This window comes from uncultured Paenalcaligenes sp. (genome assembly GCF_947630565.1).
In the GTDB taxonomy this organism is placed as follows: Bacteria; Pseudomonadota; Gammaproteobacteria; order Burkholderiales; family Burkholderiaceae_B; genus Paenalcaligenes; species Paenalcaligenes faecalis.
Genome location: NZ_CANRIC010000040.1, coordinates 1 through 19,952, shown reverse-complemented (window position 1 = coordinate 19,952; position 19,952 = coordinate 1). Strand labels below are relative to the sequence as shown.

The window sequence follows — 19,952 nt, the reverse complement described above, 5'->3', positions numbered from 1 at the left end:
CTGACAACTGGTTTCCCATATTGTGCTGACGCTCTAAGAGCCGTGGAAAAAACTCAAATACTTTTTCTGGACTCCAGGTATATGCACTATTTGGATTTCTCTGTGCAGCAAAAGCCGTTAAGTGTTCTTTTACAGTTAAGTTAGGAAAACAATGACGGCCCTCGGGCACAATAGCAATACCAGCACGCGCAATTTTATCTGGCGTCCAGCCATTAATTTTCTGTCCATCAAAATGGACTTCGCCTCCACGGATGGGCAATAGTCCTAATACGGTTTTAAGTAAGGTGCTTTTACCCATGCCGTTACGACCAAGTACGGTCACAACCTGTCCTGATTGAATACTAAGATCTACCCCAAACAGGACTTGGCTGGCACCATAGCCACCCTGCAGCTGTTGTGTCTGTAGAATCATGCCGCCTCCGTACTTTCATCACCTAAATAGGCATTTTTTACATCTTGATTATGCCGAATCTCATCTGGTGTCCCAGAGGCAATAATTTGCCCTGCAACTAATACTGAAATTCGATCAGCCAAACGGAACACCGCCTGCATATCATGCTCTACAAGCAACATAGAGGCCTTGCCTCGCATAGACTCAATGAGCTCTGTTAACCGTAAGCTCTCATCAGGTCCCATGCCTGCCATTGGCTCGTCTAATAACATCACCACTGGGTTAGCAGCTAAAGACAAGGCAAACTCCAGTTTACGTTGTTCCCCATGGGGTAAATTAGCGGCCTGAGCAGACCACAAACTACGGTCTATGGCGCATTCTTGGGCCAGTTTTTTCGCCTTTACTAAGAGCTCAGCCTCACTATCACGTGTACGCCAAAACCGAAAACTACTGCCTGTTGCGGCTTGGACTGCTAAGAGCAGGTTTTCTAAAACGCTGTACTGACCAAAAACATTTGTTACCTGAAAAGAGCGAGCTAAACCGGCGGCAACACGTTCATGAGCTTTTAGCGCCGTGATGTCCTCACCATTTAAAAACAATTGCCCACTATCAGATCGTAAGGTGCCTGCTAACTGATGAATTAGCGTCGACTTGCCCGCCCCGTTCGGTCCAATTAAGCCATGAATTTCACCCGCATGCAGTTCAATAGACACGCCATTTGTTGCATGCAAAGCACCAAAATGCTTGTGTAGGTTTTCGGACCTAAAGACGATGTTTGAAGAGTTAGTTGTCGTCATACACCACCTTTTTCTTATCAAATAACCCTGCCAACCCTTTGGGCGCAGCAAACACCACAATAAGCAATAAAATACCCAAAGGTAAATGCCAGAACTCGGTCCAATTACGAAGTAGCTCCTCTAGAACTAACATGACTGTTGCCCCAGCCACACCGCCAAACATTAACCCCATTCCACCCACCAATACCATAATGAGAAGGTCAGCGGATTGGGTCCAATGCATTAAGCTAGGTGACACAAATAGATTGTGGTTTGCGAGCAATGCCCCAGCCAACCCCATCAGCGCACCGCTTAAGGTATAAGCCACTAATTGAATACCATATACTGGGTAGCCTAGGGCTTGCATACGGCTTGGGTTTTCGCGGCAACCCATTAATGCATGACCAAACCTAGATTCAATAATGCGTTTAAATAATAAAAACGCGATGATGACTACTGCTAAAACCACATAATAAAACTGCATGTCATCACTCAGGTCCAAGCCAGGCAAGGTCGAGTATTCGTAGAGATTCATCCCGTCCTCACCACCATACTGGCGTAGCGAGATAAAGAGGTAATAAATCATTTGAGCAAAAGCGAGTGTAATCATGATGAAATACACGCCTTTGGTACGTAATGAAATAGCCCCTGTCACCAATGCCAAAACCGCAGCCAACAACATTGCGACAGGCCAAACAATAAAGGCGGAATAAACTCCGGCCTCGGCTAGAATACCGACCGCATAAGCACCGGCGCCAAAGAAAGCAGCATGTCCCAGCGCAACCAGCCCACCATAACCTAACACTAGGTTTAGCGCACTGGCCGCCAAGGCATAAATCAGAACTCGGCGCACAAAAGAAATATAGAACTCAAGTCCAAATATAGGTGCAACCAAGGGGAAAGCGATTAGCAAGGCAAAGGCTAAGAAAATCCAAATACGATATTTAGTCATGGTCAGCCTCGTGCAGGAAATAGTCCGGCTGGCTTAACCACAAGTACCACCGCCATTAATAAGTAAATAGACATCGCCGCTAAGGTAGGCCCTACGCTAGAAGCGACATCTGCGGGAAAAACAAAACGCAATAGCATCGGTAAAAAAGCACGGCCCGCCGTATCTACCATACCGACTAACAACGCCCCCACAAAAGCACCACGAATAGAGCCAATACCACCAATCACAATACAAACCAAGACCAGAATGAGAATGTCTTCCCCCATACCAATTTGTACGGCATTGATAGGACCTAGCATCGCACCCGCTAAAGCAGCTAAAGCTGCCCCTAAAGTAAAAATCCCCAAAAATAGCACGGGCACACGAACACCCATCAAGGTTGCCATTTGACGATTTGAAGCACCTGCCCGAACTAAAACACCTGCTCTGGTCCGTGTCACAAAAGCATAGAGCCCTACTGCGACCAATAAACCAACAGCGATAATCAGTAATCTAAAGGCAGGATACATAAAGTCAGGCAACAGCTGCACCGGACCAGACAACGCCTCTGGCATATTTAACATCATGGGGGCAGGGCCCCAAATCATTTTCACTAGGTCGTTCGCAATTAAAATAACGGCATAACTACCTAATACCTGTGCTAAATGGTCACGTACAACTAATCGACGCATTAGAGCCAGTTCGAGAACAATGCCCACCACCGCCGTGACGCCAACTGCAATTAATACAGCCAATGTAAAAGAGCCTGTACGCTGCATGGCCTCGGCGGCCACATAGGCTCCCGCCATATAGAGGGAGCCGTGGGCCAAGTTCATGATATCCATGATGCCGAAAACTAAGGTTAAGCCTGCGGCAATCAAAAACAACATCAAACCAAACTGCAAACCATTTAACAGCTGCTCTGCAACTAATATGAGCGACATACTGTTATGTACCTTTTAATTAGGTGTGAAACAAAAAACCAACATTATTAGCTTTGGTATTACATCTGGCACTCATCAACATATACGTCTTGATAACTATCAAAAATGGTGCCAACCAAACGGTTAGTTAGTACGCCGTCCGCATCACGCTCTACGACTCGTAAGTAGTATGGCTGAATAGGAAAATTATTTTTACCGTAGGTAAATTTACCACGCACCGACTCGTAATCCGCAGATTTTAATGCCTCTAAAACTGCCTTTTTGTCCTTGACCTTGCCATCGACCTTAGCCGCCGCTGCGTCCATCGCCATGATGGCATCATAGGCTTGCGCTGCATAAACAGACGGGTAACGACCGTCGTAGCTTTGACGGAAGGCATCCACAAAGGTTTTATTTGCTGGCACATCTAAATCATGAGCCCACTGTGCTGTATTAAACATGCCTTCGATGGGATCACCCACGGCTTGAATAATATCGGAATCCCCAGAGAAGCCTGGACCAATTAATACCGTATCTTTATTTAGGCCAGCCGAGACAAATTGCTTAATGAAATTAATACCCATGCCACCAGGTAGGAAAAAGAATACGGCTTCGGGTTTATTGGCTCGGATTTGAGCTAATTCGGCGGCATAATCAATTTGGCCTAGCTTGGTGTAGATTTCCTCGCTTGGCGTTTTGGCGTAACCTCGTTTAAAGCCAGTCAATGCATCTTTACCTGCCGGATAATCAGGCGCAAGGATAAACACCTTTTCATAGTTACGATCAGCAGCGACCTTACCAGCAGCCTCGTGGAATGCATCATTTTGATATGACACACCAAAGAAGTACGGATTACATTGTTTACCTGCTAATTGGCTAGGACCTGGGTTTGCGGTTAGGAAAGGAATCTCTGCTTTAAATAAGGCGGGGCCTACGGCTAAGGCTACGTTAGAGCCCACAGGACCTGTAAAGAAATCAATTTTATCGCGTTGAATGTATCGGTTAACTAACTGACGAGCCTGATCTGGGTTTCCTGCCATATCTTGCTGCAGAAACTCTGCTGGATGGCCACCTAGTTTACCGTCCAATTGCTTAATGGCTAAATTAATACCATCACGAATCTCTGCGCCTACGGCAGCAAAAGGCCCTGAACTATCGCTGGCTATACCTACTTTGATCGTATCAGCAGACACTAAGGCTGGACTCATACCAGCGGTGGTTAAGGCTAAAGTTGCGACAAAACGTTTCATTGTTATCTCCGAATTTTTATTTTTTGAATCAAAAGCTAATCGCTATAAGAACCAATGGGAATTAGTTTAGTTGTAAATTACTTTTGCACCTACAGGGGGTTTTACTTACAGGGTAAGCCCTTGCTTGCAGAATTAAAAAAACACAAAAAAGCCCTCGCTTTCACGAGGGCTAATTGACGGCAGCTTAATAAGCTAAGTAGTTATTTTTTAAAGAAAAACGCATCATCAGAGAAATCCACGTGCACGGTATCACCATCTGCAAAGTCACCTTGCAAAATAGATTTAGCCACTGGGTTTTCTACATATTGCTGTATAGCGCGTTTCAGCGGTCTAGCACCAAATAAAGGATCAAAACCAACTTTAGCAATCTCAGCCAAAGCTGACTCTGAGACCTGTAACTGCAAATGGCGATCCGCCAGACGCTGTCCTAAACGTTGTAACTGAATATTGGCGATAGATTGAATATGTTTCGCATCTAAAGAATGGAATACAACCACCTCATCAATACGATTTAAAAATTCAGGTCGGAACGCCATTTTCACCTCTTCCCAAACGGCCTCTTTTACCTGTTCATAAGGTGCACCTTGCATCTGCTGAATATGCTGAGAACCTAAGTTAGAAGTCATGATGATGACCGTGTTACGGAAGTCAACAGTACGACCCTGTCCATCGGTTAAGCGTCCATCATCAAGCACTTGTAAAAGCACATTAAAGACATCAGGGTGCGCTTTTTCGACCTCATCAAGCAAAATAACGCTATATGGCTTACGGCGCACGGCCTCGGTTAAATATCCACCCTGCTCGTATCCCACATATCCAGGAGGCGCTCCAATCAAACGAGCAACTGAGTGTTTTTCCATAAACTCCGACATATCAATACGAATTAAATGATCTTCGGAATCAAATAAAAACCCAGCAAGCGCTTTAGTTAACTCTGTTTTTCCTACTCCAGTAGGACCTAAAAACAGAAAAGAGCCGTAAGGACGATCGGGGTCAGATAAACCAGCTCGAGAACGACGAATCGCATCTGACACTAAGCTCACGGCCTCATCCTGACCAATCACGCGTTGATGCAAATGTGACTCCATCTGCAATAGTTTTTCACGCTCGCCCTGCATCATACGAGACACAGGAATACCAGTAGCTCTGGATACAACCTCTGCGATTTCCTCCACACCCACCTGAGTGCGTAATAACTGAGGTCTATCATTATCATCTGCTTGCTCTTTATTCTGTTCGGCAGATTTTAAACGCTCTTCGAGCTGAGGCAATTTCCCATATTGCAATTCAGCCAGCTTTTCAAACTGTCCTTTGCGTTGATACTCGGCCATTTCAGCTCGTAAGGCTTCAATTTCCTCTTTAATAGACTGAGTACCTTGTACTGCGGCTTTTTCTGCTTTCCAGATTTGGTCATAATCATCGTACTGACGCTGCAATACCAGTAATTCGTCCTCAATAGCTTGTAGGCGTTTTTTAGAGGCATCGTCTTCCTCTTTACGGACTGCTTCGCGTTCAATTTTTAACTGAATCATTCGGCGATCCAGTTTATCCATGACCTCAGGCTTAGAGTCTATCTCCATGCGGATACGTGCTGCTGCCTCATCAATCAAATCAATCGCCTTATCGGGCAAGAATCGATCTGTGATATATCGATTAGACAATTCAGCCGCTGCCACAATAGCGGGGTCTGTAATAGCAACACCATGGTGCAGTTCATAGCGCTCTTGTAAGCCACGTAAAATTGCAATCGTCGATGCCACATCAGGCTCATCGACTTGAACGCGCTGGAAGCGGCGCTCCAACGCGGCATCTTTTTCTATGTACTGTCGATACTCGTCTAAGGTCGTTGCACCAATACAGTGAATTTCACCACGAGCTAGGGCAGGCTTTAGCATATTACCGGCATCCATTGCACCATCTGCTTTACCGGCACCAACCACCATATGAATTTCGTCAATGAAAAGGATAGTTTGGCCCTCGTCTTGAGCTAATTCTTTAAGAACAGCTTTAAGGCGCTCTTCAAACTCACCCCGGAACTTAGCCCCTGCTAATAAGGCAGCTAAGTCTAGGACCAAAAGGCGTTTTCCTTTTAAGTTTTCAGGTACTTCATTGTTAACAATACGCTGCGCTAACCCTTCGACGATAGCGGTTTTACCTACACCTGGCTCACCAATCAGTACCGGGTTATTTTTCGTTCTACGTTGTAGAATTTGAATTGAGCGACGAATCTCATCATCACGTCCAATCACGGGGTCCAGTTTGCCTAGTCGAGCCCGTTCAGTAAGGTCTGTCGTGTATTTAGATAAGGCCTCTCGATTTGACTCGCCCTCTGCATCTGTGACGCTTGAGCCACCTCGAACCGCATCAATGGCCGAAGCCAATGCTTTTTGCTGTAAGCCTGCATCACGCAGAATTTGACCCACTCGACCTTTATCTTTAGCTACCGCCAATAAAAAAAGTTCGCTAGCCACATACGTGTCACCACGCTGGGTCGCATCCTTATCTGCTTCGGTGAGCGCATTTTGTAATTCACGACTAATACGTAAATTACTTTCCCCACCTTCTACTTGGGGTAATGCTGCTAAATAGTTTGTTAATTCATTTTTCAGACGTGGAACTGCTGCCCCTGCTCGGGCTAATAAACTGCTGGCACCAGAATCGGTGTCATCCAATAATGCCATCACCACATGGGCAGGCTCTAAGTAAGCATGTTTTCCCTGAACGGCTAGGGTCTGAGCAGTACCCAAAGCCATTTGAAACTGAGTCGTTAATTTATCTATACGCATAAGGTGTTATTACCTATAAAAGTGGCACAGCCCTGCGTGATACATTTACTTTCGCAAACCGTGCTTATGTTCTGAACTTAATTTATATATCTTGCCAATCGCTGTTTTTTCAAGAGCTAACACATATATATTGCTCTACCCTGTCTATAATTAAGTAGCAATAAAACAACAGTAAGGCGATAAGACCCCTGTTTTCGCTCTATCAGAGCACAGCAATGAGGCTATTTTCATGCTAAATACCAGTCTCAAACCTTATCCCATACAGAAAAAGCTACAATTAACGTTGATTTGTCTCAAGACAAATACATTTATTCGCTGGAGCCACATCAATTTATGCAAAAACGTATCCCTGTCACCCCAGACTCAATGCGTTGCTCAACATGTATGTTAAGCGAGCTTTGTTTACCTTTAGGTATGCCGGCTCCGGAGCTAAATAAACTAGACGAGCTCATACAAGAACGCATTCGTCTCACCAAAGGATCTCCTCTGTTTCACTTAGGAGATCACGTTGATGCTGTCTACGCATTGCGTTCAGGTAGTATTAAAACCCAACTCGAAGACTCCACCGGACAAGTCCAAATTACCGGATTTTTATTACCTGGTGAAATTATTGGGATGGACGGCCTACTCAATAACGAACATGTATCGCATGCCATCGCTCTCGAAGACAGTGAGGTCTGTGTCATGCAGCTCAATGACTTTGATCGCCTATCATTGCAACTACCCATGCTGCAGACGCAGTTACGTCGTTTAATGAGCAAAGAAATTAACCGCTCTCATAGCATTATGATGACCTTAGGGGCGCTACGATCAGAACAACGTCTTGCCGCCTTTCTGCTCAATATGTCAGACCGCCTTACTGCCTTAGGTTATTCGCCCTATGAGTTTTTGTTGCGCATGAGCCGAGAAGAAATCGGTAATTTTCTTGGTCTAACCCTAGAAACAGTAAGCCGTCTTTTCTCACGTTTTGCTAAAGAAGGACTACTTCAGATTCAGCAGCGAGAGGTAAAACTATTAAATCTACCTGCTCTACACGCCTTAGCGGGTACAGAATGCCCTACCCATTCGTATTGATAGTTATAGCTAAAGCCCTAATAAAAAAACCATCGTACTCATTAAAGACGATGGTTTTTTTATATCTGATTTCACTATCTGTTTACAGGAGCTGACTCTACCTGTTCTACTTTGGCCTCTGGTAGCACCTGCAGGCCTTTGCGGATAGCACCCGATAAGGGCTGATCAAAATTACTGAAAGCCAAGTAGATAGTGAACAAACATGCCACCACTACAATAGCGGGCCCAGACATTAAAATCCAAGGCCAAGGTTCTTTATACCAAGGTTGAGTGTCTTCTCTTAAAGCGGCGCGCATCACAAGTTTCCTTTAATTGGGAATATAAAAATTAGAGGTATCCGAGGCGGCCGAATCATGATTGCTATCAGACTTAGCCTGCGCATGAATTTTAATTTCATGCATACCATTAGCTAAACCGCTGTCGTAAGGGATTTGCACAACGACAGGAATTTGTTCTGTGGTTGCGGCAGGCAATACAAAACTATCTCTACCATTATCAGCACGTTTAATGAGTATTTTATCAATACCTTCGGCTGAAAGATGGATAGTAATGGGTTCCTCTGAGGTATTCGCTAATTGCAAACGATAGACGTTTTCAATTAAACCACCAGCCACCTCTCGTCCCAACAAGCCACGATCTCGAATAATGTTCATTTTTAGTGTGTCACGGGTGAACATGGAAAACAATAAAACAACCGTAACAATAACTAATAACGTAATATAAATCAGCACACGAGGACGGAACATACGTTTGCGTGCTTGAGGTTGGGTTAAGCGCTGGCTAATCGCATTACCAGAGGTATAACGGATCAAGTCAGGCTCATAATCCATTTTCTCCATGACCTGATTACATACGTCAATACAGGCGCCACAACCAATACACATATACTGCAGGCCTTCGCGGATATCTATCCCCGTAGGACAGACCTGCACACATAGACTACAGTTAATACAGTCACCTAAACCTTGCTCTTTGGGGTCCACCTTTTTCGAGCGCGCCCCACGCGTTTCACCACGCACATAATCGTAGCTAACGACAAAGGTGTCGTCATCAACCATTGCACTTTGGAATCGAGCATAAGGACAGGCATAGCGACAAATGGATTCGCGTAAAAAACCAGCGAAACTAAGAATCGCACCACTATATAACCAAAACCAAATCCACTGCCATGTGCCTAATGTTAAGGCTAAAAAGTGACCGGGTAATTCTCGTATCGGTGCAAAATAGCCAATAAAGGTGAAACCTGTCCATAAGGAGAACAAGATCCACAAACTATGTTTGGTAAATTTAATACGGAATTTTTTAAAGCTCCATGGCTGTTCATCAAGTCGAATACGTGCAACACGATCGCCCTCGACTTTCAGCTCGATCCACATCATGATTTTTGTGTAGACCGACTGCGGACAGGCATAACCACAGAATAATCGCCCTGCGACTGCTGTAAATAAAAACAGCGCATAGGCAGAGATAATCAATAAAACCGCTAAGAAAATAGCGTCTTGGGGCCATAAAATCATACCGAATAGATAGAATTTTCTGGCACCAAGGTCAAACAATACCGCTTGACGATCGTTCCACTGTAACCACGGCAAACCATAAAAAATGATTTGTGTGAAGAAAATCATGAATATACGAATACGATCAAAATTTCCTTTTACTGAACGAGCGTAGATCTTACCGTTTCCATCAGCCAAGATTTTTTCCAATTGCGGTGAAGCTCTCGTGGGCTCCTTTTTTTCCAGTCGAGGTGGTTGCCAAGCCGGTGCTTGATTTTTATCTGGACCGTTTTCGGGTGCTTTAGGAGCTTCACTGCTCATGATACTAAACCTTTATATGTTAATAAGTGGTCAAGAGGATTATTTTTCTACGTTTGACAAACCCCATACCCAGCCCGCTAATACGCGGATTTGCTCTGGAGATAGCGTATTTTTCTGAGGTGGCATTTCGTTATCACGACCATTCAAAATACCGTACACAATGGTATCTTCAGAACTGCCATATAACCACGCACCGTCAGTTAGGTCAGGAGCACCCAGCAACTGATTGCCTTTAGCATCTGCACCATGACACGCTACACAAAACTGATCAAACGATTTTTTACCTGGAACAACGCGTGTTTGATCATGAGCTAAGTTATTCAAAGAACGTACATACTGTGCAACCTCTGAGGCCTGAGCAGGTGTCATCAACGCTTTGTGTGCGGTCATGATACCGCGGCGACCATTCGTGATGGTTTGCAAGATTTTGTCTGGCTCACCACCCCATAACCATGACTTATCTGTCAGGTTAGGGAAAGACGGACTACCTTGAGCATCAGAACCATGACACTGCGCACAGTTGTTTAAGAACAGACGCTGACCAATTGCACGAGCCTCTTCGTCTTTAGCAATGTCTTCGATTGGCATGTCTGCATACTTCGCAAACACGGGCTGAATCATCGCCTCGACTTTTTCCTGATTAGCTCGTACTTCTTTGGCTTGGTTGGTTTCTAATACCCCTTTATAGGTTCCTAAGCCTGGGTATAGCACCCAGTATCCCAATGCAATCACAGTGAGAATTAAGAACATAGAAATCCACCAGTGTGGTAGTGGAGTATCGTATTCCGTAATACCGTCCCAAACATGACCAGTATCACTAATGGTTTCGCCTTTTTTGGCTTGACCTTTAATTTGGCTGAATAAAACAAATAGACAGAACGCCACGCCACCTAAGGCAATAGCGACAATCCAAATGCTCCAGCCTATGCTAGTAAAATCACTCATTCGAATCCCCTACTTTCGGCTTTTCGACCTGCCTTTCATCGGGCAAGTCAAAAGGCAGCATAGATGCATCATGGTTAGCCTTTGATCGGCCTCTAGACCACGCCCACACCACAATCCCCAAAAAGGTGATTAGGGCTAGGGCTGTGGCAATACCATTTAAGATGCCAACCATTAGTGTCTCCCTTCGGCCACCGCGGCTTCAGCAGCTTTGCGACCTTGGACTCCCAAACCTTGTAGATAAGCGACAACGGCGTCTTCTTCGGTTTTGCCTTTAAGGGCTTCCGGAGCTTCAGCAATTTGCTCGTCTGTATATGGCACGCCTAACTTGCGTAAGACTTCCATACGTTTTTGAACGTCCCAGCCTTCGACCGAGTTGCGTTCTAACCAAGGGTACGCAGGCATGTTGGACTCGCGTACAACATCGCGTGGGTTACGTAAGTGAATACGATGCCACTCGTCTGTGTAACGTTCGCCCACACGAGCCAAGTCAGGACCGGTTCGTTTGGAGCCCCATAGGAATGGGTGATCGTAGACGGACTCACCCGCTAAGGAGTAAGGACCGTAACGGCGTACTTCGGACTCCAGCATACGTATCTGCTGAGAGTGACAGCCTACACAACCTTCACGGATGTAGATATCACGACCAATCAAGCGTAGTGGCTCATAAGGTGTTACGCCTTCGGTAGGAGTAGTGGTTGAGTGTTGGAAGAACAGAGGCACGATTTGTACTAAACCTGCCATCGCAATCACGATGAAAGTACAAATCATCAAAAGGCCTACGTTCGTTTCCACCGTAGCATGGGAAAAAAACTTTTTCTTCTCGTTAGACATTGATCTATCCCTTAACCTGCAGCAACTTCGGCAGGACCGACTAAGCCGGGTTCACGAGCGCCTGGGTTTTTCAAAGGGACCACGGGGTTAACACGTGGCTGACCTTTAATGGTCATGAGTGTATTAACTAGCATCAAAATAGCGCCAGATAAGAACATCACACCGCCTAAGGCACGAATTGCATAGAAGGGGTAAGAGGCTTTTACGCTTTCAACAAAGCTGTAAACCAACATACCGTCGTCACCGGTGGCACGCCACATTAGACCCTGCATCACGCCAGAGATCCACATAGCGGAAATGTATAGCACAACACCTAGTGTCGCTAGCCAGAAGTGCAGCTCAACCCATTTAGGTTGGGCCATAGATACACGACCATACAAGCGAGGAATCATGTAGTACAAGGAGCCAAAAGTCACCATGGCAACCCAGCCTAAAGCACCTGAGTGTACGTGACCTACGGTCCAGTCAGTATAGTGAGACAAGGAGTTAACCGTACGAATCGCCATCATGGAACCTTCGAAAGTGGACATCCCGTAGAAAGAGACGGCGACAACGAGGAACTTTAAGATAGGATCTGTACGCAAACGATTCCAAGCACCAGACAAGGTCATAATACCGTTGATCATACCGCCCCAAGAAGGAGCCAATAGAATCAAGGAGAACGCCATCCCTAGTGACTGAGTCCAGTCAGGCAAGGAGGTGTAATGCAAGTGGTGTGAACCTGCCCACATGTACGTAAATGCCAATGCCCAGAAGTGAACAATGGATAAACGGTAGGAGTAAATTGGACGCTCTGCTTGTTTAGGCACAAAGTAGTACATCATGCCCAAGAAGCTAGTGGTTAAAAAGAAACCCACCGCATTATGCCCATACCACCACTGTACCATCGCATCTTGTACCCCAGCATAGGCTGAATAAGATTTCCACATGGAAACAGGTAGTTCGATGTTGTTAAAGATGTGCAGTACTGCAATTACGATAATAAAAGCACCGAAGAACCAGTTAGCAACATAGATGTGGCTGACACGACGTTTTACCAACGTGCCAAAGAACACAATCATGTAACAGACCCAGACCGTTAGAATGAGCAAATCCAATGGCCATTCTAGTTCGGCGTATTCTTTACTGCTGTTAAAGCCTTGTGGCAATGTGAGCAAAGCGCCCACCATTGCAATCTGCCAACCCCAAAACGTATAAGCAGCCAAACCACCGGCAAACAAACGTGTTTGACAAGTGCGTTGCGCTATGTAGTAGGATGTGGCAAAAAGCGCGCTACCACCGAATGCAAAAATCACCAAGTTCGTGTGTAATGGACGAATACGACCATACGTGAACCAAGGTGTCTCAAAGTTTAATTCAGGCCAGATGAGTTGCATAGCGATCAGAACCCCGACCCCCATACCAACTACAGCCCACACTACGGACATGACAGCGAACTGCCTTACAACCCCGTAGTTGAAGACTTCGGCCTGTTTTCCGACAACATCGGAAGTGCCCATTTGCTTCCCCTCTTTTAACAAATGTTAATACAAACTAATAACCGAGCTGTATTTGCCCACTGCTCGGAGTATTAAGCGCAATGCGACATAATACTTTCATAATAAGCACATCAGCTAATAACTGGGATTTAGCATAAACCCCATTGACTATTAGCTGATGTTCGAAGATTGTAACAAGACGTTATTTATCAACGTTTGTACTATCATCATCCTTGAGTATGGCCTCGCCCTCTTTATTTGCATTTTCGAATTGGCCTGAAAAAACAGCCCACCATAATGCCACTGCGATAAACAACACAAACAACAAAGACAACGGGATTAACAACAACATCGAGTCGAGCATAATTATACCGTTGGATTGGCTGCGGGTTGGGCAGCTAAAGTTAATCGTTGGCGATACAAGCGCCACGAATTATAAGCAACTAATAGAGAAGATAACAGCATTGATATCGCTGCTACCCAAGGGGCGACCAGTCCTATAGCGGCTAATGGCGTCATTAACAAATGCCAGACGATAGAACCATACAAATTTTGTTTGGAAGTGGAAGTAGTGCGATCTGCTACAGCTTGTAATTCAGCTGAGCCAGTAGCGGGTTGAATACTAACCCCAGCATGTGCAGAAGCGACAGCCGTAGGCACCGCCATAGAAAGAGCACAAGGGCAGCTCATGACAAACAGAGAGACCACCACAGCAATTGCATGATCAGGGCGGTAATAAAGCCACGCCACACCAAATACAATCGCCAATACGACCTGTATAGACACGAACCAGAATGCAAGCTTATTAGAATGTCGTGTTAGGGACGTACGTAAATTTTCGATATATTCGTGGGCTTGGCCACGATGAATAGACTGACGAGCACAGAGCTCTAGATAACGGGCTGTTAATAAAAAAGCCACAAACATGGTGACAGAGTCAAAGTAGACCTCGCCCTGTCCAACCCAAGTGGTATATACACTGGGAATAAAAGCAATCAGAATACCGAGGCCTACCGGCACATCCATGCCAACACGGCCATGTTTAAGACTGTTCCATGCCCCTTTCCAAATGGGAATAGCACAATACATCATCACGGGAACAGTCAACAGCAAAGCCGCCCAGTTCATTAAATAAATGGCTTTGTCTAATGTATCAAGCGTGTCTGGCTGCATGGAGTCCGAGCGCAAATAGCCAGGAAAAGCCAGCGTCATTACCTGCATCATCATCAGCCAGGCTAAGCCCAAACGAGCAAGCATGCGCCTCCGATGCAAACGATCGGCTGCAGAAATACCTTCAGGAATAGAAAAAATAGAGTAAGCGCGCATAGGTATCACTATATTATAACAAATATGAATATAGCTTTTAGACCTAAATCAAACAAGTTAGCTACACATTGAGAGCACATAAAGCTGAAGCCCTTAAAGGGATAGTTTAAGGGCTTCTAGACTAAGACTACAACTACTGTTCAATTTTGTCGTTAATCGACACCACTTAGAACTGGGCTGCCTCTGTGGAGCCACTGAGCGCTGTGGTTGAGGACTGGCCCCCTTCGATGGTTTGGGTTACGGCATCAAAGTAACCGGTACCGACTTCGCGTTGATGACGTACTGCGGTGAAACCTCGCTCAGCAGCAGCAAACTCGCGTTCTTGTAAATTAACAAAAGCCGTCATGTTTTCACGAGCGTAACCGTAAGCTAAGTCGAACATGCCGTAGTTCAATGCATGGAAACCGGCCAATGTAATGAACTGGTATTTGTAACCCATCGCACCCAATTCACGTTGGAATTTCGCAATAGTTGCGTCATCCAAGTTTTTCTTCCAGTTAAAGGAAGGCGAGCAGTTGTAGGACAATAATTTACCCGGGAACTGACGATGGATGGCCTCGGCAAATTTGCGTGCGTATTCTAAGTCAGGCGTTGCTGTTTCGCACCAGATCAAATCAGCATAAGGCGCGTAAGCCAAACCACGAGAAATCGCTTGCTCCAAACCGGCCTTAGTACGGAAGAAGCCTTCTACTGTACGTTCGCCAGTGATGAATGGTTTGTCATTATCATCCACATCGCTAGTGACCAGATCAGCGGCATCTGCATCTGTACGAGCTAAAATGAGTGTAGGTACGTTCATCACGTCAGCGGCCAAACGAGCGGCTGTTAGTTTAGCAACGGCTTCGCGTGTAGGTACTAATACTTTACCGCCTAAGTGGCCACATTTTTTAACGGAGGCCAATTGGTCTTCAAAGTGAACACCTGACGCACCCGCATTAATCATGGACTTCATCAACTCAAAGGCATTGAGTACACCACCAAAACCGGCTTCAGCATCAGCAACAATAGGCGCAAAGTAATCAATATATCCGTCATCGCCTGGGTTTACCCCTTCGGACCACTGAATCTGATCACAACGACGTAGGGTGTTATTGATACGCGTTACTACGGTAGGTACGGAGTTAATGGGGTATAAAGATTGGTCTGGGTACATTTCAGATGCTAAGTTCGCATCTCCAGCTACCTGCCATCCAGATAGGTAAATGGCTTTTAAACCCGCTTTAACCTGCTGCATAGCTTGGTTACCAGTTAACGCGCCTAAGCTATTCACAAAGGGCTCATCGTTAACAAGACGCCATAGTTTTTCTGCGCCACGACGAGCTAAGGTGTGCTCTTCTACCATGGAGCCACGCAAACGAATTACGTCCTCTGCGCTGTAATTGCGTTTGATGCCCTGCCAACGAGGATTCTCGGCCCATTCTTTTTGTAGATTGCGAATTTCTGTTTCACGGTTGCTCATAACTGCTCTCCTTTGATTAGTAAATAGATCTGCTTTGTTTATGAGTTAAATTCTACGTAAACGACCTGCATCGAGCAACACTTATATCTTATATAAGACCTATTTTTATAACTATACAAATCAATGACTTATGATTTTTATTTTGTGATGTGAAATGAAACTTCTCGTTATGAAACTATTTTTTGTGCATAGCAACACCTGTTTTTCACTATATAAGACGGCATTTCCACAATGTGGGATAATGCCATTTCACTCTTCTTTTAAAATCTAAAAAAAGCGCACTATCATGAGCACGAATCCTCTCAGTGAATCTCTTTTAGGTAGAGATGTTAACTACCCCTCGCATTACGATCCCAGTGTGTTGTTTGCTATCGCACGAGAACCGAATCGAGCCTCTCTCACCATACCTACGGCCTGGCATGGTGCAGATATTTGGTATGCCTATGAAGTTTCTTGGCTTAATGCCAAAGGGAAGCCTATCGTGGCGGTAGGACGGTTTAATGTGCCATGGAATAGCCCACATCTGATTGAGTCAAAGTCATTTAAGTTATATTTAAACTCATTTAACGAAAGCCGTTTTGAAAGCATCAAATCCGTCAAAAAAAGTATGGAGCAAGATTTAAGTGCTGTGGCTGGCGCGCACGTAGAGGTGTCTTTGCACGAATTACACCCCTACAGTGGGCCTCTAATGAGTCATTTAGATGGTGAATTGATTGATGGCTTAGATATTGACATTGACTGCTATGAGCCCAATGCTGAATTACTGCATTGTGCAGATAGCCAAACTAAGGTGAATGAAACCTTAGTGTCCCATCTTTTAAAATCTAACTGTCCCGTTACAGGGCAGCCAGATTGGGGGACGATACAGATCAAATACACAGGAGATCAAATCGATCAAGCCGCTCTATTACGCTATATTGTGTCTTTTAGAATGCATACCGAATTTCACGAGCATTGTGTAGAACGCATGTATAACGATATTATGGCGACCTGCCACCCTGAGCAACTATTTGTCATGGCAAGATATACACGCCGGGGAGGCCTAGATATCAACCCTTGGCGCAGTAGTCACCCGATTGATGTAGCAGATATTCGTACCGTAAGGCAATAAAAAAAGGCGGTTATCCGCCTTTTTTAAGATGGACTCGTTGTCCTATTAGCGGCTTGCGCTACCGCCACAGCAAGCAATCCCGACATGACAAAAGCAAAAGCCGCACCAAACCAAGGACCCCGTGCAAACTGGGCATCTACCATATAACCAAATACAGTCGGTGCAATAGAAGACCCTACATCCATTCCTGAGTAGACTAAACCGTACACTGTACCCGTTGCCCCTTTAGGGGTCACCCGTCTGATCAACATATCTCGGGAAGGTGCCGCAATACCTGAAAATAGCCCCGCAAATACTACCAATAACATCGCGATCTGTCCGCTCACGATTTGTAAGGCGAGTAACAGCATCAACCCACCCGCCGCACAGAGCGTAGCAAAAACAATACGCTCTGTATTAGGCGTAGCGCCTGCTAAAAAACCACCCAACCCCATTCCTATTGCTGCCGCAACCATATAGGCTGACAACGTAGAGCCAGCCAACACCTGTGACACACTATATAGAGAAGACAGAAGAGGAATGGTGTAGTTCTGCACCGCTGAAAGCGCCATAGAACTAAAAGCAAAGAATAAAAAAGCCCCCCATAATGTGGGCTTTTTTAGCAAAATAGCTAAGGTAACGCGAATGGACTGTTGAGTTAGTTCCGTTTCCTCATGATTTGAAGATTGACCCTGACCCCATAAATGCCGATACCAAAACGCCAAACCTAAAACTAACGCTATAACAACCGCAGCCAACAATACCGCAACACGCCATCCATATAGACTGCTCAAGCCAGTAATAAATAACGGGGCAATGGCCCAGCCTAAGTTTCCTGTTAAGCCATGCACACTAAAAGCATGCCCCAATCGTTCAGGACTTATGCGGTGGTTAATAATCGAGTAATCCACAGGATGGAAAATAGAGTTACCTGCCCCACCAATGATTGCGGCGCACAGTAAGACAGAGTAAGTCGGGGCGACGGCTACTAATACAGCTGAAACAACAAAAGCCCCTAGACCAAAAAACAAGATGGGAGCAGGCCCCACCCTATCTACTATAAAACCAGATGACGCCTGTCCTAAGCCCGATACCAAGAAAAAACACGTGACCAAAAAACCTAGCTCTAGGTAGTCATAGCCAAAGTCACGGCTTAAATACCAAAAAAGACTCGGTAAAATCAGCTGAAAAAAATGAGAGCTAGCATGAATTAATCCCAATAAGGATATAGTTTGCCAGTCTCTCTGTTTACGCTGATCTGGATTCAACGCGCTTAATGCTGTCATGGGTTATTGGCTACGACGTAGAATTTCAGGCCATGCCTTTTTCAAGTAATAACACATGGACCAAACCGTCATAATGGCTGCCACCACAATTAAAATCCCACCCACCCAGCGTGTAGGAATACCGTATAAGTCCTTATAGTAAAGCAGACAAGGTATAGCAACCATTTGTGCGGTGGTTTTAATCTTACCTAGCCAGCTCACTGCCACACTGGCACTGGCTCCGATCTGAGCCATCCATTCACGTAATGCAGAAATGGTGATTTCTCTGCCGATAATAATAAAGGCAATAGCTGTATCCACGCGCCCAATTTTTAGCAATAACAATAAGGCGGCAGACACCATTAATTTATCAGCCACTGGATCTAAAAAAGCGCCAAACGCAGAGGTCTGATTCCACTTTCTGGCTAGCCATCCATCAAACCAATCGGTTAAGGCTGCCACAATAAAAACACTGGCTGCAATCGTATCGCGCAGCGGGTCCGACAACCAACTATACGGCACATAATATAGCGCAATAATTAACGGAATAAATACGATGCGTAACCACGTAAGGGCAATAGGCAAATTAAAAGGCATAGCTCAACCAATAAAGTAACGGCTCATGCCCTAGCGTAACGCAAAATAGATGCGTTCAGCTAGGGCCAAAGAAATTCCCTCTACCGAGGCCAAATCATCAACACTGGCGTTCGCCACACCAGACAGCCCCCCAAAACGAGTTAATAAGCGTTGTCGACGTTTTGGGCCCACGCCGTCAATGTCCTCTAAACGAGACACATTACGAGCTTTAGCACGTTTAGCTCGCATGCCCGTTATTGCAAATCGATGGGCCTCATCACGAATTTCAGCCACTAACATTAACGCAGCAGAACCAACGCCTAACGCGACCTCAGCCCGCTCATCCGCAAAAAACAAGGTTTCTAACCCCACTTTTCGTCCTTCGCCTTTAGCCACACCAACTAAAACCCGCTGGTCCAACCCCAAGTCAGCAAAGACGGTTTTAGCAATATTTAACTGACCTTTGCCCCCATCAACCAGCACCACATCTGGAAGCTCAGCTAACCCTTCAGCAACACGTGCAAAGCGTCTTTGTAAAACTTGGCGCATCGCCGCATAGTCGTCACCCTCGGTAATACCTACGATATTGTAGCGTCTATACAACGATGGCTGCATCGCATGGTTTTTATAAACCACACAAGAAGCCTGTGTCGCCTCTCCAGATGTATGGCTAATATCAAAACCCTCTATATGTAAGTTTTCTAAGCTCTCAGTGTCCGTGTCTAAACCTAGTTGCTCGGCTAAGGCTAATGTACGGGCGGCCCGACTCATGGATTCATTTAATAAACGACTCAGAGCCAGTTCTGCATTCGCTACGGCTTGTTCTAACCAACTTTTTCGCATACCTTGAGGTCTGGTGAGCACCCGAGTTTTCATGCCCGTTTGCTCTGCGACTATCGCTAGTAATTCGGGGTCTTCAATGGGGTGTGTACTAACGATCACAGGGGGTAAAGGTCTTTCTATATAGTGCTGACTGACAAAGGCCTCTACGACCTGAGTTAAGTTCGTCTCTTTTACCTGAGTCGGAAAAAAAG

At 45.4% G+C, this 19,952-nt stretch carries 20 protein-coding genes; 2 read left to right on the top strand and 18 right to left on the bottom strand.

The genetic code is table 11. The features are described 5' to 3' along the window. The 6 genes from Q0Z62_RS08195 to clpB all read right to left on the bottom strand — a co-directional run. Nucleotides 1-412 (bottom strand): ABC transporter ATP-binding protein (locus tag Q0Z62_RS08195; protein ID WP_298053269.1); only part of this gene is annotated, 412 nt, incomplete at its 3' end. Next, nucleotides 409-1,188, bottom strand: a complete 780-nt coding sequence (locus tag Q0Z62_RS08190) for an ABC transporter ATP-binding protein (RefSeq protein ID WP_269901693.1) — start codon at nt 1,186-1,188, stop codon at nt 409-411. The genes Q0Z62_RS08190 and Q0Z62_RS08195, both read right to left, overlap by 4 nt. After that, nucleotides 1,175-2,119: a branched-chain amino acid ABC transporter permease gene (locus Q0Z62_RS08185; protein WP_269901692.1), complete on the bottom strand. Its 945-nt coding sequence runs from the start codon at nt 2,117-2,119 to the stop codon at nt 1,175-1,177. Before Q0Z62_RS08185 ends, Q0Z62_RS08190 begins: the two co-directional genes overlap by 14 nt. Before the next feature lie 2 nt (nt 2,120-2,121). Beyond that, on the bottom strand, nt 2,122-3,042 hold the full coding sequence (locus Q0Z62_RS08180; RefSeq protein WP_269901691.1) for a branched-chain amino acid ABC transporter permease: 921 nt from the start codon (nt 3,040-3,042) through the stop codon (nt 2,122-2,124). A gap of 59 nt (nt 3,043-3,101) precedes the next feature. Beyond that, nucleotides 3,102-4,271, bottom strand: coding sequence for an ABC transporter substrate-binding protein (locus tag Q0Z62_RS08175; RefSeq protein ID WP_269901690.1), 1,170 nt, complete (start codon nt 4,269-4,271; stop codon nt 3,102-3,104). Nucleotides 4,272-4,471: 200 nt separating this feature from the next. Next, complete coding sequence (gene clpB, locus Q0Z62_RS08170; RefSeq protein ID WP_298053258.1) at nt 4,472-7,057, bottom strand: ATP-dependent chaperone ClpB; 2,586 nt, start codon at nt 7,055-7,057, stop codon at nt 4,472-4,474. Nucleotides 7,058-7,390: 333 nt separating this feature from the next. Here clpB and Q0Z62_RS08165 point away from each other — a divergent pair, with 333 nt between their 5' ends. Continuing rightward, a complete protein-coding gene (locus Q0Z62_RS08165) occupies nt 7,391-8,131 on the top strand; it encodes a helix-turn-helix domain-containing protein (protein ID WP_298053255.1) in 741 nt (246 codons plus the stop codon). A gap of 74 nt (nt 8,132-8,205) precedes the next feature. Here the strand turns inward: Q0Z62_RS08165 and Q0Z62_RS08160 are convergent, their stop codons facing one another. The 9 genes from Q0Z62_RS08160 to aceA form a co-directional block, all read right to left on the bottom strand. After that, nucleotides 8,206-8,427, bottom strand: a complete 222-nt coding sequence (locus Q0Z62_RS08160; protein WP_298053252.1) for a FixH family protein — start codon at nt 8,425-8,427, stop codon at nt 8,206-8,208. Nucleotides 8,428-8,439: 12 nt separating this feature from the next. Next, complete coding sequence (ccoG, locus tag Q0Z62_RS08155) at nt 8,440-9,948, bottom strand: cytochrome c oxidase accessory protein CcoG (RefSeq protein WP_298053249.1); 1,509 nt, start codon at nt 9,946-9,948, stop codon at nt 8,440-8,442. Nucleotides 9,949-9,987: 39 nt separating this feature from the next. Next, a complete protein-coding gene (gene ccoP / locus Q0Z62_RS08150) occupies nt 9,988-10,893 on the bottom strand; it encodes a cytochrome-c oxidase, cbb3-type subunit III (RefSeq protein ID WP_298053246.1) in 906 nt (301 codons plus the stop codon). Further along, entirely contained in the window at nt 10,886-11,065 is a 180-nt protein-coding gene (locus tag Q0Z62_RS08145) for a CcoQ/FixQ family Cbb3-type cytochrome c oxidase assembly chaperone (RefSeq protein ID WP_298053242.1), read from the bottom strand. Before Q0Z62_RS08145 ends, ccoP begins: the two co-directional genes overlap by 8 nt. Next, nucleotides 11,065-11,724 (bottom strand): cytochrome-c oxidase, cbb3-type subunit II, encoded by a 660-nt coding sequence (gene ccoO / locus Q0Z62_RS08140; protein WP_298053239.1) that lies wholly within the window; start codon nt 11,722-11,724, stop codon nt 11,065-11,067. The genes Q0Z62_RS08145 and ccoO overlap by 1 nt, the downstream gene beginning before the upstream one ends. 11 nt (nt 11,725-11,735) lie before the next feature. Beyond that, entirely contained in the window at nt 11,736-13,223 is a 1,488-nt protein-coding gene (ccoN, locus tag Q0Z62_RS08135; RefSeq protein ID WP_298053235.1) for a cytochrome-c oxidase, cbb3-type subunit I, read from the bottom strand. Nucleotides 13,224-13,404: 181 nt separating this feature from the next. Next, nucleotides 13,405-13,566, bottom strand: a complete 162-nt coding sequence (gene ccoS, locus Q0Z62_RS08130; RefSeq protein WP_269901681.1) for a cbb3-type cytochrome oxidase assembly protein CcoS — start codon at nt 13,564-13,566, stop codon at nt 13,405-13,407. Nucleotides 13,567-13,568: 2 nt separating this feature from the next. Next, the gene (locus Q0Z62_RS08125) at nt 13,569-14,528 is read right to left on the bottom strand and encodes a hypothetical protein (protein WP_298053230.1); all 960 of its coding nucleotides are present in this window, start codon (nt 14,526-14,528) and stop codon (nt 13,569-13,571) included. Nucleotides 14,529-14,694: 166 nt separating this feature from the next. Then, nucleotides 14,695-15,987, bottom strand: coding sequence for an isocitrate lyase (gene aceA, locus Q0Z62_RS08120; RefSeq protein ID WP_298053227.1), 1,293 nt, complete (start codon nt 15,985-15,987; stop codon nt 14,695-14,697). A gap of 286 nt (nt 15,988-16,273) precedes the next feature. On the opposite strand from aceA, the gene queF reads away from it, so the two are divergent. Continuing rightward, entirely contained in the window at nt 16,274-17,098 is an 825-nt protein-coding gene (gene queF, locus Q0Z62_RS08115; RefSeq protein ID WP_298053225.1) for an NADPH-dependent 7-cyano-7-deazaguanine reductase QueF, read from the top strand. A gap of 23 nt (nt 17,099-17,121) precedes the next feature. Here queF and Q0Z62_RS08110 read toward each other — a convergent pair whose 3' ends face one another. The 3 genes from Q0Z62_RS08110 to Q0Z62_RS08100 all read right to left on the bottom strand — a co-directional run. Further along, nucleotides 17,122-18,363, bottom strand: coding sequence for an MFS transporter (locus tag Q0Z62_RS08110; RefSeq protein WP_298053223.1), 1,242 nt, complete (start codon nt 18,361-18,363; stop codon nt 17,122-17,124). A gap of 3 nt (nt 18,364-18,366) precedes the next feature. Next, nucleotides 18,367-18,939 (bottom strand): CDP-diacylglycerol--glycerol-3-phosphate 3-phosphatidyltransferase, encoded by a 573-nt coding sequence (pgsA, locus tag Q0Z62_RS08105; protein WP_269901677.1) that lies wholly within the window; start codon nt 18,937-18,939, stop codon nt 18,367-18,369. Between the two features lie 30 nt (nt 18,940-18,969). Continuing rightward, nucleotides 18,970-19,952: excinuclease ABC subunit UvrC (locus tag Q0Z62_RS08100; protein WP_298053218.1), on the bottom strand; the 983-nt coding region annotated here is incomplete at its 5' end.

Bases quoted from the DNA above. Each gene is read 5' to 3' on its own strand.
- Q0Z62_RS08190 (WP_269901693.1), bottom strand. From the start codon at position 1,188: ATGACGACAACTAACTCTTCAAACATCGTCTTTAGGTCCGAAAACCTA.
- Q0Z62_RS08185 (WP_269901692.1), bottom strand. From the start codon at position 2,119: ATGACTAAATATCGTATTTGGATTTTCTTAGCCTTTGCCTTGCTAATC.
- Q0Z62_RS08180 (WP_269901691.1), bottom strand. From the start codon at position 3,042: ATGTCGCTCATATTAGTTGCAGAGCAGCTGTTAAATGGTTTGCAGTTT.
- Q0Z62_RS08175 (WP_269901690.1), bottom strand. From the start codon at position 4,271: ATGAAACGTTTTGTCGCAACTTTAGCCTTAACCACCGCTGGTATGAGT.
- clpB (WP_298053258.1), bottom strand. From the start codon at position 7,057: ATGCGTATAGATAAATTAACGACTCAGTTTCAAATGGCTTTGGGTACT.
- Q0Z62_RS08165 (WP_298053255.1), top strand. From the start codon at position 7,391: ATGCAAAAACGTATCCCTGTCACCCCAGACTCAATGCGTTGCTCAACA.
- Q0Z62_RS08160 (WP_298053252.1), bottom strand. From the start codon at position 8,427: ATGCGCGCCGCTTTAAGAGAAGACACTCAACCTTGGTATAAAGAACCT.
- ccoG (WP_298053249.1), bottom strand. From the start codon at position 9,948: ATGAGCAGTGAAGCTCCTAAAGCACCCGAAAACGGTCCAGATAAAAAT.
- ccoP (WP_298053246.1), bottom strand. From the start codon at position 10,893: ATGAGTGATTTTACTAGCATAGGCTGGAGCATTTGGATTGTCGCTATT.
- Q0Z62_RS08145 (WP_298053242.1), bottom strand. From the start codon at position 11,065: ATGGTTGGCATCTTAAATGGTATTGCCACAGCCCTAGCCCTAATCACC.
- ccoO (WP_298053239.1), bottom strand. From the start codon at position 11,724: ATGTCTAACGAGAAGAAAAAGTTTTTTTCCCATGCTACGGTGGAAACG.
- ccoN (WP_298053235.1), bottom strand. From the start codon at position 13,223: ATGGGCACTTCCGATGTTGTCGGAAAACAGGCCGAAGTCTTCAACTAC.
- ccoS (WP_269901681.1), bottom strand. From the start codon at position 13,566: ATGCTCGACTCGATGTTGTTGTTAATCCCGTTGTCTTTGTTGTTTGTG.
- Q0Z62_RS08125 (WP_298053230.1), bottom strand. From the start codon at position 14,528: ATGCGCGCTTACTCTATTTTTTCTATTCCTGAAGGTATTTCTGCAGCC.
- aceA (WP_298053227.1), bottom strand. From the start codon at position 15,987: ATGAGCAACCGTGAAACAGAAATTCGCAATCTACAAAAAGAATGGGCC.
- queF (WP_298053225.1), top strand. From the start codon at position 16,274: ATGAGCACGAATCCTCTCAGTGAATCTCTTTTAGGTAGAGATGTTAAC.
- Q0Z62_RS08110 (WP_298053223.1), bottom strand. From the start codon at position 18,363: ATGACAGCATTAAGCGCGTTGAATCCAGATCAGCGTAAACAGAGAGAC.
- pgsA (WP_269901677.1), bottom strand. From the start codon at position 18,939: ATGCCTTTTAATTTGCCTATTGCCCTTACGTGGTTACGCATCGTATTT.